Below are 15,581 nucleotides of genomic sequence, written 5' to 3' on the forward strand. Positions count from 1 at the left end.
GTGCATGCGAGTCGAGCAGGCCGTTTACGGCGAAATTTCAGGTCGTGGCCACGGACTCAGGGCATCGAGTCCCAGGGCATCCGTTGCCGATGCCATCGCATCAAAGCTTGATTTACCAGATGCAGTACCGCACGGCATCCACAATTGGTCGCCGTTCGTTCGTGGCTTTCCCTTTGCCGACTACTATGTAATCGCCCGTACGTTTCTCGACGCAGGCGCTTCACGCGGCGGGATGGTGCTGACTCATGCGCTAATTGTCAGTCTTGACGATATATGCCAAGCAGCAAGTCTAGCGGAACTTTTTGAGAGGCTGGCGCCTTCAGTCAGTGATTTCCCCGATTTGCTGGAAACTCTTGAAGTCGCAATCGCTGGTAGCACCCATCAGCCTCCCTCGGATTTGGTCGGCACGGCAAATGCTTTGGCAGAACTATCATCCGCCCCAGTTGTTCGGCTGGGCGTTGACAGGTTTGAGCGCCTAGTCGATTCACTATGGAGGCACCTCTGGCCGGCATTGAGGAGGACCTTTGCGTTCCGGCTGAGCTTTGGGCCCAAAGATGTGGTCGAGCAACCGGCGCCCGCGCTTGTATGCACACCCGAGCAACTGCAAGCCCGCTGGACGACGCACCGCATCGTCAATCCAGAGGATAGAGATTCACAATCAGAATCCGCAGGGATTCTCTGTGGGCAGCGCGACGTCAGGCCCGTGCTAGATCTTGCGAAAGAACTGGGCCTTGAGGTTGATACGATAAAGGGATTGGCGAAGCTCGAACGGCTGCACACTCTCTCACGAGGGAAGAGCTTCGACGACTTACTGGCGGCGATACGCTTGGCCGATGGCCTATCAAATCAGCCAGTACTGGGTACAAGCCTAAAGACCGACCTCGTTGATCGGTTTGCGGATTTGATCCCTGGCGCAGGCTGCAAACAGTTACTGCTGATGAGGAATTTAGCGCTCTCTGGCTTTTCCGATACTCAGTCGCTATGGTCCGCTGTTGAATGCTTAGTGGGCAATCTTGAATTTTCTTCGGCAGAAGACCGCGAATTAATGGAGATGATTGCGGCGTCAATTGATCAGGATATTGCCGTATTGCCTTGGCGCGTTGCCGTAACGAATGGCCTATCAGTGGCCGCTCGTAGAGATAATTCATCTATTTTCCAAGCCATTTGGAGATGGACAGGAAATAGCCAAGCCGCGTTCGCCGCAGCCATGCAGGTCCTGCCAGATGAGAGAGCAGTAGAACTGCGCCTGGCGAAACAGGTGCCCAAACGACTTGATGTTGCAACACCTGCTGTCTTGCTCTCATCGCTATTGAAGAAACGCTGGCTAATCGCACACGGCGCAGTGTTGGCTTCAACACGCAGCCCAGTAGATGCTTTAGAACAGCAACTAAAGGTTGACAGAGATCCCAAGCACAGCCAGGGTTTGCGCTCAGCCCTTCGGTACGCTAGTCCTCTTCAGGTATTGGAATGCACAAAGGTTCATAAGGACATTCGCCTAGTTGAATTGTGTGCCGATACTGCTGTTGAGCAGCCCCATATTTTATTGAACATCTGTGGCGACGATATCATCGAGCAACAGCTATGGTGCGCGGCGATTGAAAAGGATGGTTCTCTATGGAACGCTCCTAGCAACGCTCTTGATGTACGTAACACCATTCTGAGTCAACTTCTCAAACAGGGGCCTGTCGACCTGCATCTTCTTGAAGTATTGGCACACACGCCCTTGGCTAACCTTATTGAGGCGCCAGAGCGAGCACGTTTGTGGTCACTGTTACCTGGCGCGCGCAAGAATCAGTATCTACAGGCGACCGCGTCCGGCTGGTTAGATGCGGTTGCGATGGGCGCTACGATAATACCTCCTGAAATCGAACTGGAACACGCGATCTTGTCGAGCCCAAATTTGCGGGCTGTACTTGACAGTGCATCGACGTCTATGGAGAGGCGTCTTTCAGTCGTCAGCGCTTTGCCGTTGCTCCACGAAGAAGTATTTATTGCTTGGCTAAACAAAATCTTAATGAATGCTCGTCATCTATCTGCTATAGAGGCTGAGCAACTCGGAATGCTTGTCGCATCCCGAAGGTGGGAGCGTACAGCCAAATATCTTGCGGATTTACTTGCAGAGCATCGCCGTCAAGATCTGATGCCGGGCTTGCGCCGGTGTTCCGGCTTGCTCGGATTTTATACACTTTGGAAGCTTGAAATCACGAAGCCAACGGCGTTCGAAAAGTGGCGTGAATTCGAGAAAGAGGTTTGCTTGCTTTATCCAAATGGTCCAGATAGCAATGAACTCTGGTCCCGCGCCGGGGGGAAGAATTCCAATCTGCCAGGACGATTTGAGAATGGTACAACGCGTTGGCACAAAGTATTGGATTTAATACGTTTCGGCGCCCGGCCTACAGTGCGCGAACTTCTGACAATCATGCGTCAGGATTTTCCAATGAACGAAAAACTACGACTATATGCCACAGACAGGGACATCATTGGCTGGCGTTGAATTCCCCCTCATACCTCCATCTAGTTGAAATATGAACTCTACCGGCTACCCGCAAGGCCATGCACTGCTGATTGGCGTAGCGAATTACCAGCACGTCTCAAGCCTGCCGCCCGCCATCTTGAACGACGTTAATGACGTCGCTGCAACGCTGGCGTCGCCAAGCTTTTGTGCCTATGCACCAGAAAATGTAGCCACGCTCTTGGATGCGGACGCTACACGTGTCGCTGTCTTGAAAGGGCTCGAAGAACTGTCTATTCGCGCCGGTTCGGATGATACCGCCTGCATCTTTTTCTCCGGCCATGGTGGGATCGTGGGCGAAGAGAGTGTGTTGGCGACCGTGGAGTGTGATCTTTTGGACATGGAAAATTCCTCCATAAGTTCGGATGAGCTAGCAGCAGCCTTTTTAAAGATTAAAGCGAAGCGCTTGTTGGTGTTCATCGACGCCTGCCATGCAGGAGGGTCTGCAATTTCGAAAAGTTTGGCCGATGGCTTGGGCAACCAGATTAAATCTGGGTACACGCAAAGTTCCTTTGCCAAGCTAGCAAGCGGAAGCGGACGGGCGCTAATGGCCTCCTGTCGTGTTGACGAAGTGTCTGCTGTATTTCCTGGCGCGCGCAACAGTGTTTTTACGACAGCATTGCTGAAAGGTTTGCGCGGCGCGGCTGACAAGGGCGCCAGCGGATTTATCAGGCTCTTTGATCTCTTTCACTACATTTCGGAAGAGGTGCCCAAGCTGATTCCAAATGGTCAGCATCCAATTTTCAAAGCCGACAATATTGATGAAAACTTCGCTATCGCACTCAATCAAGGAGGAACGAAGAACGTGTTGAACCTTGATGTTGCACCCAGTGCCAGAGAAGAGAGCCCTTGGCCAGTTTTGGAGAAGGCGCTGGTCGAACTCTATCCATTCGGACCGCGCGATCAAGAAATATGGAGTCGTGCCGGAGGGGACTTATCCCGACTCCAGTTTCATCCCACTGGACAAGCTGCTTGGCATGCAGCACTTCGCACGCTGAAACAGGGTGGTGGAGGTAGAGATATCAATTTTGCAGGTTTACTCAGGGTAGCAAAGGAAGATTTCCCAAATCACCCGCAGTTATTGGTACTGCAAGCACCTTGAATGACATCGTTGTTTCAGTTCATGCCACTAGCATGCCGATCAACAACTGTGCAAAAGAACAGCTTCTAGCAGACTGCCCATAAGGCCCACACGGCGGCATCGGCAAATCCCGCATCCGCCAATGCGCATTCTTTACTGACCAAGCGGCGAGGCCAAGCGAAGGTAGCGGTTCATCGAATCGAGAACCGCTCCATGCCCGCCATCCTGCGTCCATCCCATCCCCCAGCCTGCCGCCTGGTGCTGGCCACGGCGCTCTTGCTGGCGGGCTGCAACACCTTGTACGAGCCGGTGCGCGCGATGCCGGACGTGGCCAGCGCTCAGGCCACTGCTGACCCCGCGTCCATTGCGGTGCTGCGCCAGGGTCGCTATACCTTGGTCGAACTGGCGCCAAGCGCGGCGCAGCGTGACTTGTTGCGGCAGGTGGTGGAGGTCGCTCTCCCGACCGATGCCCAGGCCAGTGTCGGCGATGGCCTGCGTCATGTGCTCAAGCGCAGCGGCTATCGGCTGTGCGCTGAGCCGTCGGTGGCGGACAGCGCCCTGTACTCCCTGCCGTTGCCCCTGGCGCACCAACGCCTGGGGCCCATGACCTTGCGCGAGGCTTTGTTGACCTTGGCCGGCCCGGCGTGGCTGATGCAGGCCGACGAACGCCAGCGCGTGATCTGTTTTGCCCCCGCCGACCAGGTGCCGCAGGTGGCGGCCAGCGAAGCGGGGGCAACTGACACAGTTCCCCCGACACCCGCCTTTGCTACGCCTTCAGGAGCGCTGCCATGAGCCTCCTGAGCGCTGCGTCCATGGGCCGCTGGCAGGGCATGGCCCACTGGCTAGGGTTGTTCGCCCTGAGCTTGGCCCTGGCCGGGCTCTGGCGTGCCATGGCCCAACTGCCCATCGGCGAGTCGGCCGAGGTGAGCGCCGAGCAATGGCGGGCTATCGGTGGTCGCCTGACGGCGTTGGAGCAGGAAGGCCAAGCCACGCTGAGCGCCCAACCGAGCCTCGCCGAGTTGCGCGCCGGCCTGGCTGCCCTGGAATCCCGCCTTGAGCTGCTGGCACAGCCACAGCCACAGCCAAGCGTTGCTTTGGAGAACGCGTTACAGCAGTTGCGCAGCGAAGTCGAGGCGCTCAAGGCCCGTCCGGCGCTGGCCCAGCCGTCCGCGCCAGCGCCCCGCGCCAGGGCTCGACCCGTGGTCACAGAGCCGGTGCCGCCGGTACGGCTCGCGCCCTTTCGGGTGATCGGCAGCGAGTGGCGCGCGGCCCACCGCACTTTGGCGATCGCGCCTGGTTCTGGGCCGCCGCGAGCGGAGCGGATTCAAGTCATGCAAGTCGGTGAAAACATCGGCGCGTGGCGCCTGGAGGCCCTGGAGGCGCAATCGGCGATTTTTCGCGTGGATGGGCACCTTCATCGCCTGCCAATACCCGGCCCGGAGGGCGCGCCATGACGCGCCATGCCTGGAGAACTTTGGGGCTGTTGCTGGTTGCGCTCCCCGCCTTGGCCCAAGTCACGCCCACCACAGGCTCGCGCGAGGCCCACAGCCAGCTCGCGCCGACCGAGCACCAACGCTTGGCGCGTGACTGGGGTCTGCGCGACGAGGAATGGAGCCGCTATCGCGCCTTGATGAAGGGGCCGCTCGGGGTCTATTCGCCGAACCTCGACCCGCTGTCGGTGCTGGGTATCGAGGCCCGTTCGGATGCCGAGCGCCAGCGCTACGCCGAACTGCAAGTGCACGCCGAGGCGCGGCGGGTGGAAAAGCTTTTGGCCTATCAGCGTGCCTACGATGACGCCTGGCGCCGGCTCAAACCCGATCTGGCGCGCGTCAACCTACCGGCCACGGCGCCGCCTGATCCGGCAGCGGCCAATGGCGCGCGCCAGGCGCTGTTCGTTAAAGCCGATTGCACCGCGTGTACGCAATGGGTGCAAGGTTGGTTGGCGACGCGTAAGCCATTGGACCTGTACCTGGTGGGCAGCCGCCAGGACGATCGGCGTATTCGTGAGTGGGCGCAACGCGTCGGCATTGATCCGGCGCGGGTGCGCAGCGGCGCGATCACCCTGAACCATGACGCCGGACGCTGGCTATCGCTGGGGCTGTCTGGCGAGTTGCCCGCGGTGGTGCGGCAGGTCGACGGCCAATGGCAACGCCAACCCTGAACCTCGCCCTCGGGTCGCTGGCTTGGCTGTTGGCGGGGCCGTTGCTGCCCACCGCGAGCCACGCGCAGGAGATTCCGCCACCGGCCTACCAACGCGCCGCGAGCCAAGCGGGCATTCCCTCGACCGTGCTATACGCAGTGGCCCTGCAAGAGACGGGCATGCGCCGTGGCAACCGCCTGGTGCCCTGGCCTTGGTCATTGAACGTGGCCGGCCAGCCGCGACGCTTTCGCTCCCATGCCGCTGCTTGCGCCGGCCTGCGCCAAGCCTTGCGCGAAGCGCCAGCAACCCGCGTCGATGCGGGCTTGGGCCAAGTCAACCTGGGCTTCCACGCGCAGCGCTACCGCCACCCTTGTGAGCTGCTTGATCCCTATCGCAACTTGGCCATCGCCGCCGCCATTCTTCGCCAGCAACGCCAGCCGGGCGAGGACTGGCTGGCGGCGATTGGCCGCTACCACCGTCCGGCAGGTGGCGCGCCAGCGGCCCGCTATCGGCAAAGCGTGGCCCAACATCTACAACGCCTACGGCCCGCCGCCACGGCCGTGCCTACTCAGGAGCACTGACCATGTGTAAAACCCGACTTCGCCTGAGCATGCTGTGGGTGCTGCTCGGCACAGTGGCGCCGCTCCAGGCGCGCGAGCCGTTGCAGGTGGTCGAAGATCACGGTGGCCGCTCCGCATTGCCGTACTACGAAGCCCTGAATCTGTTGCCACGCCAGGGCCACACGCCATCGCCGGGCAGCGCGTTGCCCGCTATCGAGATGCACCCTGCTGGCGAAGCCGCCATGCTGCCAGTGCGCAGCCCGCGGCTGTCGCCTGGCCCGGTGGCGCGCCGGGCCATCGAGGCGCCGGGCCTGCAACCGCTGTTTCTGGTCGGCGACGATGCGCGCTCGCGCGCGTGGCTGCGTCAGCATGCCAGCACGCTGCGCGACCGTGGCGCCACGGGCTTGGTGGTCAACGTGGAGAACCTGCCAGCGCTGGCCAGCCTGCGCGCGCTGGTCCCCGGCGTGCGCTTATGGCCGGTGGCAGCGGACGATCTGGCCGAACGCCTCGGGCTCCAGCACTACCCAGCGCTGCTCAGCGCCACCGGCATCGAGCAGTGAAGCCATGGCGCGTACCCAGCCAGTCGAGGTGCTGTTGCGACCCGCGGTGGAGCTGTACAGCGTGGCGGTGTGCGCCGCCGCCGCCTTCCTGTGTGTGGCAGCGCCTTGGGCAGTCGCCCTGAGCCCGCAAATGGGCCTTGGCAGTGCGCTGGCGTTCGCGGTGTATGGCGCACTGCGCTGGCGCGATGCGTGGCTGATTCTGCGCTACCGCCGTGGTATTCGCCGTCTGCCGCGCTACGTGATGACCAGCCGCCAAGTGCCGGTCAGCGCGCAACGCTTGTTCATTGGTCGTGGTTTTCGCTGGGAACAGCGGCACACCCATCGGCTGATGCAGACCTATCGCCCGGAATTTCGCCGCTACGTCGAGCCCACTTCTGCCTACCTACTGGCCCGGCGGGTGGAGCAGCGCCTGGAGTTCGCGGCGTTTCCCCTGTCGTCCCTGGCCCGCCTCACCGCCTGGGATAGCCCCTTCAACCCTCTGCGCCCTCTGCCACCCGTTGGCGGTCTGCCCCGCCTGCATGGCATCGAACCCGAGGAGGTGGACGTCAGCCTGCCACTGGGCGAGCGCGTGGGCCATTCGCTGGTGCTGGGCACCACGCGGGTCGGCAAGACCCGCTTGGCCGAATTGTTCATCACCCAGGACATTCGCCGCAAAAGCCCCGCTGGCGAGTTCGAGGTGGTAATCGTTTTCGACCCCAAGGGCGACGCCGACCTGCTCAAGCGCATGTATGTGGAAGCCAAGCGCGCGGGCCGCGAAGGCGAGTTTTACGTGTTCCATTTGGGTTGGCCCGAACTCTCGGCCCGCTACAACGCCGTGGGGCGTTTCGGGCGCATTTCCGAAGTCGCGACGCGCATTGCCGGGCAGTTGTCCGGGGAAGGCAACTCGGCAGCGTTCAGGGAGTTTGCTTGGCGTTTTGTCAACATCATCGCCCGCGCATTGGTCGAATTGGGGCAGCGGCCCGACTACCTGCTGATCCAACGCCACGTGGTGAACATTGATGCGTTGTTCATTGAGTACGCCCAACACCACTTCGGCAAAGTCGAACCCAAGGCGTGGGACGTCATCGTGCAGCTCGAATCCAAGCTCAACGAGAAGACCATGCCGCGCAACATGCTCGGTCGCGAGAAGCGCGTAGTGGCCCTGGAGCAGTACCTGAGCCAGGCCCGCAACTACGACCCAGTGCTTGATGGCTTGCGCAGTGCGGTCAGATACGACCGCACCTACTTCGACAAAATCGTCGCCAGCCTCTTGCCCCTGCTGGAAAAGCTCACCAGCGGCAAGATCGCCCAGTTGCTCGCGCCGACCTACACGGACCTGCAAGACCCCAGGCCAATCTTTGACTGGATGCAGGTGGTGCGCAAACGCGCGGTGGTTTACGTCGGCCTGGATGCCTTGTCGGATGCCGAGGTTGCCGCCGCAGTGGGCAATTCGATGTTCAGCGACCTGGTGTCGGTCGCCGGGCATATCTACAAACACGGCATCGACGCGGGCTTGCCCGGCGCGGCCACGCCCATCAGGGTACCGATCAACCTGCACGCGGATGAGTTCAACGAACTGATGGGCGACGAATTCATTCCCTTGATCAACAAGGGCGGCGGCGCCGGGGTGCAGGTCACCGCCTATACCCAAACCTTGAGCGATATTGAAGCGCGTCTGGGCAACCGGGCCAAAGCTGGGCAAGTGGTGGGCAACTTCAACAACCTGTTTGTGTTGCGGGTGCGCGAGACCGCCACCGCTGAGCTGCTGACCAAGCAACTGCCAAAAGTCGAGGTGTACACCACCACCATCGTCAGCGGCGCCACGGACAGCTCGGATATCCACGGCACGACTGATTTCACCAGCAACACCCAGGACCGCATCAGCATGTCCAGCGTGCCAATGGTTGAGCCCGCGCATGTGGTGCAGTTGCCCAAGGGCCAGTGCTTCGCCTTGATCAATGGCGGCAATCTGTGGAAGATTCGCATGCCGCTGCCGGCGCCGGACCCCGACGAGATGATGCCGAGTGATCTGCGCCAGTTGGCCGAGCAGATGCGTCACAGCTACGCGCAGCACGCGCAGTGGTGGCAGAACCTCGGTGCGCCGCACCCACAAGAGCAGGCGCTGCCCGTTGATTTGACCGACCCGCCAGCCGCCGCTCCAGATGAGGCCGGCCAATGAGCGAGCCCAGCGTCCCGGCCCAGCGCCAGGCCAACCCACGCCAGGGCCTGCTCGCCAGCCTGCTGGCGGTGCCGTTGAAACTGCTCGGCATGCTGCTGGCGGCACTGCTGATCTCGATCTTGGTCGAGTGCATCGGCCTGCACCTGTTTTGGCGGGAGCAGCAGTGGCGGCATGCCCAAGCCATGCTCGATTACGAGCTCAGCCATCTGTCCGGGCACTTCAAGCGCAGCATCCTGGTGCCCGAGCCGGGACGCACCGCTCGGCAATTGAGCGCCCGCGGCTATGACTGGTTGTTTATCAAAAGCGGCCTGCTGAACCAGCTGGATCGCACCGCGCAACAGGCCCGTTCGGCAAGCCAGGGCTCGCCGCGCAGCTTTCGCCAGTGGCTCGGCCTGGCGTACGTTTGGTCGGAAAACTATTTGCTGGCGGCGGCCTTCACCACGCTGACGTTTGGGGTGCGCCTGTTGATCCTAATACTGACCCTGCCGTTGCTGTTGCTGGCCGCATTCGTGGGTCTGGTGGATGGTTTGGTGCGGCGCGACGTGCGCCGGTTTGGCGCGGGCCGCGAATCCGGGTTTATCTACCATCGCGCCAAGGCCGCGTTGGCGCCGCTGGCCGTGCTGCCTTGGGTGATCTATCTGGCCCTGCCGATTTCTCTGCATCCGCTGTGGGTGTTGCTGCCCAGCGCGGCCATTCTGGGGCTGGCGGTCAACTTGACGGCGGGCAGCTTCAAAAAGTACCTATGAGCGCGGCCCGCGCTTGCCGACTCAGATGGCAAAGGCCGCGCGATCTTGATTTTCAATCCACCGCGGTGGCTTGCCGCGCCCGGTCCAGGTCGCGCCGGTCGCCGGATTGCGGTACTTCGCCTGACCCACGGAACCCTGGGCACCCTTGGATTTTTTCGGTGCACCGAAGATGTGCGCTTGCGTCAACCCATAGTGCTGCACCAGCTCGCGCGCCTGAGCAATCGCGCCGCTTTGCTCGGCTTTCAGCGCTTGTGCGATCTTGGCATCCAATTCGGCGCGCTGCGCCACCAGGGCTTTGTAATCTGCTGTCATGGAGTTTTTGCAAAGAGTGGGTTAAGCCTTGCATTCTACGGACTAAGAGTGGCTCACACCGCTTTGCCAGAGGCCCCAGAAAGCCGTTATGCGCACTGCACTCATGGCCAGATGACCCGTAAGCCAAGAACCGTGGCGACAGCTACAGCCCCTGATCTCAGCCTTCGTGCCTTCTGCCCAGGGCGGTGCGCGCACGCTCGCAGCGAGCGAGCCGTCGTCAACGGCATCTTGTAGGTGCTTTAGGTTGGAGGTCATCGCGCATGAACGGACAGGCTGACCAGCAGACTAGACGTGGGGAATGGTCAAATCTCGAATCAATTCGTCTCGAAAAGCGCTGACGATCGGCCCGATTCGATGGCTTCCCACACGCAACACCAGCTCACTGAAACCCAGGTCGGGCAGAGGTATAGGGCCACCGAGTTTGCCGACAATGGTGCAACCAGAAGAGAGCTGTCCCTGCGGGAGGATTCCCAAGCCTAGCCCTGCCTCGATCGCTGCACGCACGTTGTGGTAGCCATACCCTGTGTAGGCGATATGCGTGTCAATGTTCAAACTTGCCAAGTGCTCCAGCATAAGCTTGCGGTAGACGCAGCCCTGATGGAACACGACCAGAGGGCACGGCTGCGGCAAACCGTGGCGCCCGAAGCCTTGCGCAGCCACCCACTGCAACGGTTCGATTCGTAGCGCCTGCGCAGATGGAGCCTGCCCTGGGCTGACAACCTGTTTAAGCAGCGCGATGTCAATCTTGCCCCGAAGCAACCGGGCCTCAAGGCTAGCGGACAGGTCAGAAATGATGCTCACCTCGGCATCAGCGTGGATCGCCTTGAACTGTGCGATCAGTCCGATCAAGCCCTCAATGCGAAAGTCATCCATCACACCGATTCTCACGCGCCCCGAGAGCAAAGGCAGGGTCGCGGCGCGACAGGCTGACGCAAGCGAGTCCAAGACGCGGTAGGCATGTGGTAGCCACAGTTTGCCTTGAGCGGTCAAACCGCAATAGTGCCCTCGGCTGCGGTCGAGCAGGCGTTCACCCAGGATGCCCTCAAGGGTACGCACCTGGTGGGTCAATGCGCTTTGCGTGCGCCCTAGCTGTTGAGCGGCAGCGACAAAGCTCCCGCACTCCACGACGGCGACGATAGTGCGGAAATGTTCGAGCGTGATGCGGCGGTCTGAGTCCATCATGTGAGTAATGAATCTGATTCATTCCAAAGGCTAAGGATTTCATTTTACTGATTACGACCATTGCCTTGATCATAGACCTTATCGATCAGCGATCATGGAGTCATAGTCTTGGAGCGCTTCTGGATTCTTCTCGCAGGGAGCCTGTTCAGCCTGTTATGGGCATCGGCATTCATCGCGGGAAAAATTGCATTGCAATACAGTGAGCCGCTGTCGTTGCTGTGCCTTAGATTCGCCATTGCGGGGACTCTGATGCTGGCTTGGTGCATTCTTTGCAACCGCACACGCGGGGTATGGAACCGCGCATTGTTGCTTGATGGCATTGTGCTCGGACTGCTAAACAACGCGCTATACCTTGGCTTATCGTTCCAAGGACTGCGCACGGTGTCGCCCGAGGCCACCATCTTGATCGTCTCCACAGCGCCTTTTTTTACTTTTTTCTTCTCGATCTTGAGCGGCACACGGTGCTCGCTGCGGCAATTGGCGGGAATGACAATGGGAATTTCCGGTGTCTACATCGTGGTAGTTGCTCGCATGCGCGGCAACGACGATCCCTGGGGGATGCTATTGGTGCTAATGGGCACAATGTCATTCGCCATCGGTACGGTATGGTATCGATATCGCGCAACCAAGCATAGTCCTCTGGCCCTGAATGGGGTACAGAATCTAGCCGGAGCGCTTTCGCTCCTACCGTTCTCCTCGCAACTGTCAGAAACATTCCTGGCGTTGAAGCAAGTCGAATTCTTAACTGCATTACTTTATCTTGTCATTGTGGTGTCAATATTCGATTTCTTGCTGTGGCTGGCACTGTTACGCCGCATTGAAGCCGCCTACGCATCCAGCTTCCATTTGCTCAATCCTGTTTTTGGCATTATTTTGGCCGCGTTAGTGTTTGGTGCCGCAATTTCAGTGAATGATGTACTGGGCACATTAATCATCATCGCGGGTTTGGCGCTCGTTAGTTGGCCGAAAAACCAAAAAAATACTCCGAGCACATCGCCGACAACTGCTCGCTAACACGCCGCCCGCGCTTTTCAGCTAGATACCGCCAGATGGTAGGGCAAGATGGCCTATACCAAATCAAAATCAATTCAAGAGGTATCTCAAAAATAAAACCAGCTCCACAAATGGATTTTTAACCTCTTCTTAACAGGTGCTTATTCAATTTTAAAGGGAGGGTGGTTTATGCACGGAATTTTTGAAGAAAATCACTTCAATTTGCGACAAAAAATTGCAGAATATGCAAAAGAAAATATATTGAAGATACGAAATCAAATCGAAGACAACGAAAGCATTCCTCAAGAAATTTATCAATATCTAGCGAATTCTGGATGGTATGGAATTACCATACCAGAAAAATATAAAGGAATGGAAGCGGGGCATCTTGCGCGTTTTATCGCCATTGAAGAAATATCGCGCATTTCTGGCGCGGTTGGAGGGTGCCTGCAATCCGCAATCCTCGGAACGGCCATGGTCCAGAATCACGGCAGCGCCGAGCAGAAGGACTATTGGCTTCCAAGATTCGCGCAAGGCAAAGACATCATATCCATTTGCATCACCGAGCCAAATTCAGGCTCACACATTCTAGGGATGAATACAACGGCTAGACGGGAAAAGGATGAATATGTTTTAGATGGCGTTAAGTGCTGGATTGCAAACTCCCACGTTGCAAGCGTGCACGGGGTGATCGCCAAGACAAACAACAGTTCCGGCAAACTTTCAGCTTTTCTTGTCGAGGCAGATCGCCCTGGATTTCGCACTGGACAGGCCAACGATAATACGGGCTTACGTGGCCTCAATCTTGGTGAAGTCATCTTCGAAAATTGCCGCATCCCAGCCATCAATCGCGTTGGCGACGAAGGCGATGGACTTAAGATCGCACATAGCTCAATTACACATTATGGAAAACCTAATCTCACCGCTGTTGCATTGGGTATACATTCGGCAATAATGGAAGACACCATTGCCTATGCCAAAAACAGGAAAATCTATGGTAAATCGCTCGCCAATGTAGAAAGCGTCCGACTGAAAATTGCATCCATTTATAAGAACCTACATTTAGCTAGGCAGTCTGCTTATTGCGCTATGAAGCTGTTGGACGCAAATGCAAGCGCTGATGAATCCATCATACTGGCCAAATTAGTTGGCACCGAGCTCGCCTTTGAATCCGCTAAAGCCGCACTGGATATTTTTGCAGCGCGAGGCGGTAGCCGATCCATACCGATTGAAAGATATATGCGGGACTTGCTGATGCTTTTCCCACCGGCGGGCACATCGGATGTGCAATTAAAAAGGCTGGCAGAAATCGCATTGAAAGAATACCGAGAATCAACCGCCGCGTAGTGTTCACATTAGGGGAGAAAATTACTATGTTGGAAAGCTTGGCAGTGGGGGCCGTTGAGCGACTCTCGTACCTTGTACCCAAGGAAAAAACCGTTCCATTTCTATTGCCGGAATCACCCGAATTTCTTAGGTTCCCAGAAGTCCTCGCGACGGGCTATATGGTCGGGCTGATGGAGTGGTGTTGCATTCGTAGTCTAGCGCCTTTTTTGCAGCCGGGAGAGGGCAGCCTTGGCACTATGATCAATGTGAAACATTTAGCGGCAACCCCGCCGGGCTGCCTAGTCAATATTGAATCCACAGTGATCTCCATTTTTGGACGCCAAGTCGTCTGGCGCGTTGTGGCACACGACAGTGTTGATATCATAGGGGAAGGAGAAATAGGCAGGACAATTGTGAAATGGGATTACTTCAATAGCAAGTTGGAACAAAAGAAACGCCTTGTTCAACCTATGAATAATTCAGCGACAGTTAATAATTTCGAATCTAGAGAGTAGTTGATTTATTTTCTGATGTAGCGACTCATAGCCCGAGCAGAAGCGCACCTTCCATTGCGCTTAAGGCGGGCTAACAACGCCGATCCACCAAGCGCGCACGCTGCACCTCGTGGATAGCCAGCCGCCGCTCAAAGCGGCTTCGCGGCTTGCCAAAAGCTGCAAACCAGCTGTGCGGCCTTTCCACCACCAACCGGATGGCTCTGGCATCTACAACGATGTGCCGCTTGGAGCTGAGTTGGCCCCTGTGCGTGGGGTTGGAGTCCGTTTACTGCCCTCGTGGGCTTGCTACCCCAGGAGCCATCAATGCAGGCACGACTCCAATCGATTGGTCATGAGGGCCACCAGCATAGCTGCCGAGCGAAGGGCTATGACCAAGTGGTGTCAGCTAGGCCAAGGCCGTGCCCAACGAGGCAGATCAACCCGTAAATTCGCCATCGCGCACTGCGCATTGTTTGCGGTAGTTACCGGCAGTTATCGCCACCATCGGCTCATCACTTTGACCGAGATTTGGCGAGATGCAGCACCTGACTTTTCAACGCTCAGCGACTTGGCCCACCGCCTTGTGTGTGCTGTTGACCGCCCTGAGCACAGCCGTGCCACCAGCGGCGCGCGCCGAGCAACGCCAAGACCTTGCTAACGCCGCACGCCAGTTGCAGGCCCTGGAACGCGCGCTGACCGAGAGTGCGGCGGCCTCGCCCATTGCCCCTGGGGCGCGCTACCACTTCGACTATCCGCGCCTGCTCGCTGACCTTGGCCGGGTGCGCGCCGGCATTCACCACTACCTGACGCCGGTCCGTGCGCAACCGCGCGATGCCGAAGCCCTTATGGGCGCGTATCAGGTCGAGGGCGACCTCGTCGCGCAACCACGGCCACCGGCGGCGCAGCCATGAACGCCGCGCAACTGTCGGCGTTCCAGGCCAATGGCGGGATCAGTGCGTCGGCGCTGGCCAACCTGCTGCTTGGCGTGGTGTTCGCGGTATTGCTGCTGTGGGGGGCGTGGGCCATTCGCACCGCCTATGTCGGCTGGGCGGAACAGCGGATCAATCAGCGGCAGCTACTCGGGGTGCTGATGCGTGTTCTGGCGCTGTATCTCGTGTTGACCTTTTTCCTACTTGCTTAACCACCAGGGTACGACCATGCCAGCTTCGCGTCCCATTCGCTTGTCTTTACCCGCTACGTTGCTCTGGAGTGCCTGGGCCTGGCCCAGCCTAACGTTCGCCGCCTTGCCGACCGTTGAGAGCCCGTCGCGCGGCACCGGCAGCGGCATCCTGCAAACCATCCGCAACTACGGTTACGACATGGTGATGCTCGTAGCCCTGCTGGTGGTGGCCTCGATGTTTATCGGGGTCTGCTATCACGCCTATGGCACCTATGCAGAGATTCACACCGGCAAGAAAACCTGGGGGCAATTTGGCTTGACCGTGGCCATCGGCGCCGTGTTGCTGGTGATTGGCATTTGGCTGCTCACCGAAGCCACCGGCGTTCTGTAGGAGATG

17 protein-coding genes and 2 pseudogenes are annotated in these 15,581 nt (G+C 58.7%); 16 read left to right on the top strand and 3 right to left on the bottom strand.

What is annotated here, in order from left to right:
• Positions 1–4: 4 nt before the first annotated feature.
• From L1Z78_RS12530 to L1Z78_RS12570, 9 genes are all read left to right on the top strand, one after another.
• Complete coding sequence (locus L1Z78_RS12530) at positions 5–2,494, top strand: effector-associated domain EAD1-containing protein (RefSeq protein ID WP_234641812.1); 2,490 nt, start codon at positions 5–7, stop codon at positions 2,492–2,494.
• 31 nt (positions 2,495–2,525) lie between these two features.
• Entirely contained in the window at positions 2,526–3,614 is a 1,089-nt protein-coding gene (locus L1Z78_RS12535) for a caspase family protein (RefSeq protein ID WP_234641813.1), read from the top strand.
• Positions 3,615–3,806: 192 nt separating this feature from the next.
• A complete protein-coding gene (locus L1Z78_RS12540; RefSeq protein ID WP_234641814.1) occupies positions 3,807–4,385 on the top strand; it encodes a PilL N-terminal domain-containing protein in 579 nt (192 codons plus the stop codon).
• On the top strand, positions 4,382–5,047 hold the full coding sequence (locus tag L1Z78_RS12545; RefSeq protein ID WP_234641815.1) for a hypothetical protein: 666 nt from the start codon (positions 4,382–4,384) through the stop codon (positions 5,045–5,047). The genes L1Z78_RS12540 and L1Z78_RS12545 overlap by 4 nt, the downstream gene beginning before the upstream one ends.
• Positions 5,044–5,754 (top strand): TIGR03759 family integrating conjugative element protein, encoded by a 711-nt coding sequence (locus L1Z78_RS12550; RefSeq protein WP_326491976.1) that lies wholly within the window; start codon positions 5,044–5,046, stop codon positions 5,752–5,754. Before L1Z78_RS12545 ends, L1Z78_RS12550 begins: the two co-directional genes overlap by 4 nt.
• Positions 5,736–6,314, top strand: coding sequence for a lytic transglycosylase domain-containing protein (locus L1Z78_RS12555; RefSeq protein WP_234641816.1), 579 nt, complete (start codon positions 5,736–5,738; stop codon positions 6,312–6,314). The genes L1Z78_RS12550 and L1Z78_RS12555 overlap by 19 nt, the downstream gene beginning before the upstream one ends.
• Positions 6,315–6,316: 2 nt before the next feature.
• Positions 6,317–6,853 carry an integrating conjugative element protein gene (locus L1Z78_RS12560; protein WP_418921699.1) on the top strand — a complete coding sequence of 179 codons (537 nt, stop codon included), beginning with the start codon at positions 6,317–6,319 and terminating at the stop codon, positions 6,851–6,853.
• 4 nt (positions 6,854–6,857) lie between these two features.
• Positions 6,858–9,011 carry a type IV conjugative transfer system coupling protein TraD gene (traD, locus tag L1Z78_RS12565; RefSeq protein ID WP_234641817.1) on the top strand — a complete coding sequence of 718 codons (2,154 nt, stop codon included), beginning with the start codon at positions 6,858–6,860 and terminating at the stop codon, positions 9,009–9,011.
• Positions 9,008–9,757 (top strand): TIGR03747 family integrating conjugative element membrane protein, encoded by a 750-nt coding sequence (locus L1Z78_RS12570; RefSeq protein ID WP_234641818.1) that lies wholly within the window; start codon positions 9,008–9,010, stop codon positions 9,755–9,757. Before traD ends, L1Z78_RS12570 begins: the two co-directional genes overlap by 4 nt.
• A gap of 21 nt (positions 9,758–9,778) precedes the next feature.
• Here L1Z78_RS12570 and L1Z78_RS12575 read toward each other — a convergent pair whose 3' ends face one another.
• A complete protein-coding gene (locus L1Z78_RS12575) occupies positions 9,779–10,069 on the bottom strand; it encodes an H-NS family nucleoid-associated regulatory protein (RefSeq protein WP_234641819.1) in 291 nt (96 codons plus the stop codon).
• Positions 10,070–10,157: 88 nt separating this feature from the next.
• Between L1Z78_RS12575 and L1Z78_RS12580 the strand changes: the two are divergent.
• Positions 10,158–10,289 (top strand): annotated as a pseudogene (locus tag L1Z78_RS12580) (IS5/IS1182 family transposase); the annotation flags it as partial.
• 65 nt (positions 10,290–10,354) lie between these two features.
• Here L1Z78_RS12580 and L1Z78_RS12585 read toward each other — a convergent pair.
• A complete protein-coding gene (locus tag L1Z78_RS12585; RefSeq protein WP_234641820.1) occupies positions 10,355–11,251 on the bottom strand; it encodes a LysR family transcriptional regulator in 897 nt (298 codons plus the stop codon).
• A 108-nt stretch (positions 11,252–11,359) separates the two neighbouring features.
• Between L1Z78_RS12585 and L1Z78_RS12590 the strand changes: the two genes are divergently transcribed.
• From L1Z78_RS12590 to L1Z78_RS12600, 3 genes are all read left to right on the top strand, one after another.
• Positions 11,360–12,265, top strand: coding sequence for a DMT family transporter (locus tag L1Z78_RS12590; protein WP_234641821.1), 906 nt, complete (start codon positions 11,360–11,362; stop codon positions 12,263–12,265).
• 168 nt (positions 12,266–12,433) lie between these two features.
• The gene (locus tag L1Z78_RS12595) at positions 12,434–13,591 is read left to right on the top strand and encodes an acyl-CoA dehydrogenase family protein (RefSeq protein WP_234641822.1); all 1,158 of its coding nucleotides are present in this window, start codon (positions 12,434–12,436) and stop codon (positions 13,589–13,591) included.
• A gap of 26 nt (positions 13,592–13,617) precedes the next feature.
• Positions 13,618–14,085, top strand: coding sequence for a thioesterase family protein (locus L1Z78_RS12600; protein ID WP_234641823.1), 468 nt, complete (start codon positions 13,618–13,620; stop codon positions 14,083–14,085).
• Positions 14,086–14,155: 70 nt separating this feature from the next.
• Here L1Z78_RS12600 and L1Z78_RS12605 read toward each other — a convergent pair.
• Positions 14,156–14,411: pseudogene (locus L1Z78_RS12605) on the bottom strand (hypothetical protein); the annotation flags it as partial.
• A gap of 189 nt (positions 14,412–14,600) precedes the next feature.
• Here L1Z78_RS12605 and L1Z78_RS12610 point away from each other — a divergent pair.
• From L1Z78_RS12610 to L1Z78_RS12620, 3 genes are read left to right on the top strand one after another with little or no spacing between them, the layout of a single operon-like run.
• Entirely contained in the window at positions 14,601–14,975 is a 375-nt protein-coding gene (locus L1Z78_RS12610) for an RAQPRD family integrative conjugative element protein (protein WP_234641824.1), read from the top strand.
• Positions 14,972–15,205 (top strand): TIGR03758 family integrating conjugative element protein, encoded by a 234-nt coding sequence (locus L1Z78_RS12615; RefSeq protein WP_234641825.1) that lies wholly within the window; start codon positions 14,972–14,974, stop codon positions 15,203–15,205. Before L1Z78_RS12610 ends, L1Z78_RS12615 begins: the two co-directional genes overlap by 4 nt.
• 16 nt (positions 15,206–15,221) lie before the next feature.
• Positions 15,222–15,575 carry a TIGR03745 family integrating conjugative element membrane protein gene (locus L1Z78_RS12620; RefSeq protein ID WP_234641826.1) on the top strand — a complete coding sequence of 118 codons (354 nt, stop codon included), beginning with the start codon at positions 15,222–15,224 and terminating at the stop codon, positions 15,573–15,575.
• The last annotated feature ends 6 nt before the right edge of the window (positions 15,576–15,581 follow it).

The sequence above is a fragment of the Delftia tsuruhatensis genome, from assembly GCF_903815225.1.
GTDB classification, from domain to species: domain Bacteria; phylum Pseudomonadota; class Gammaproteobacteria; order Burkholderiales; family Burkholderiaceae_C; genus Comamonas; species Comamonas tsuruhatensis_A.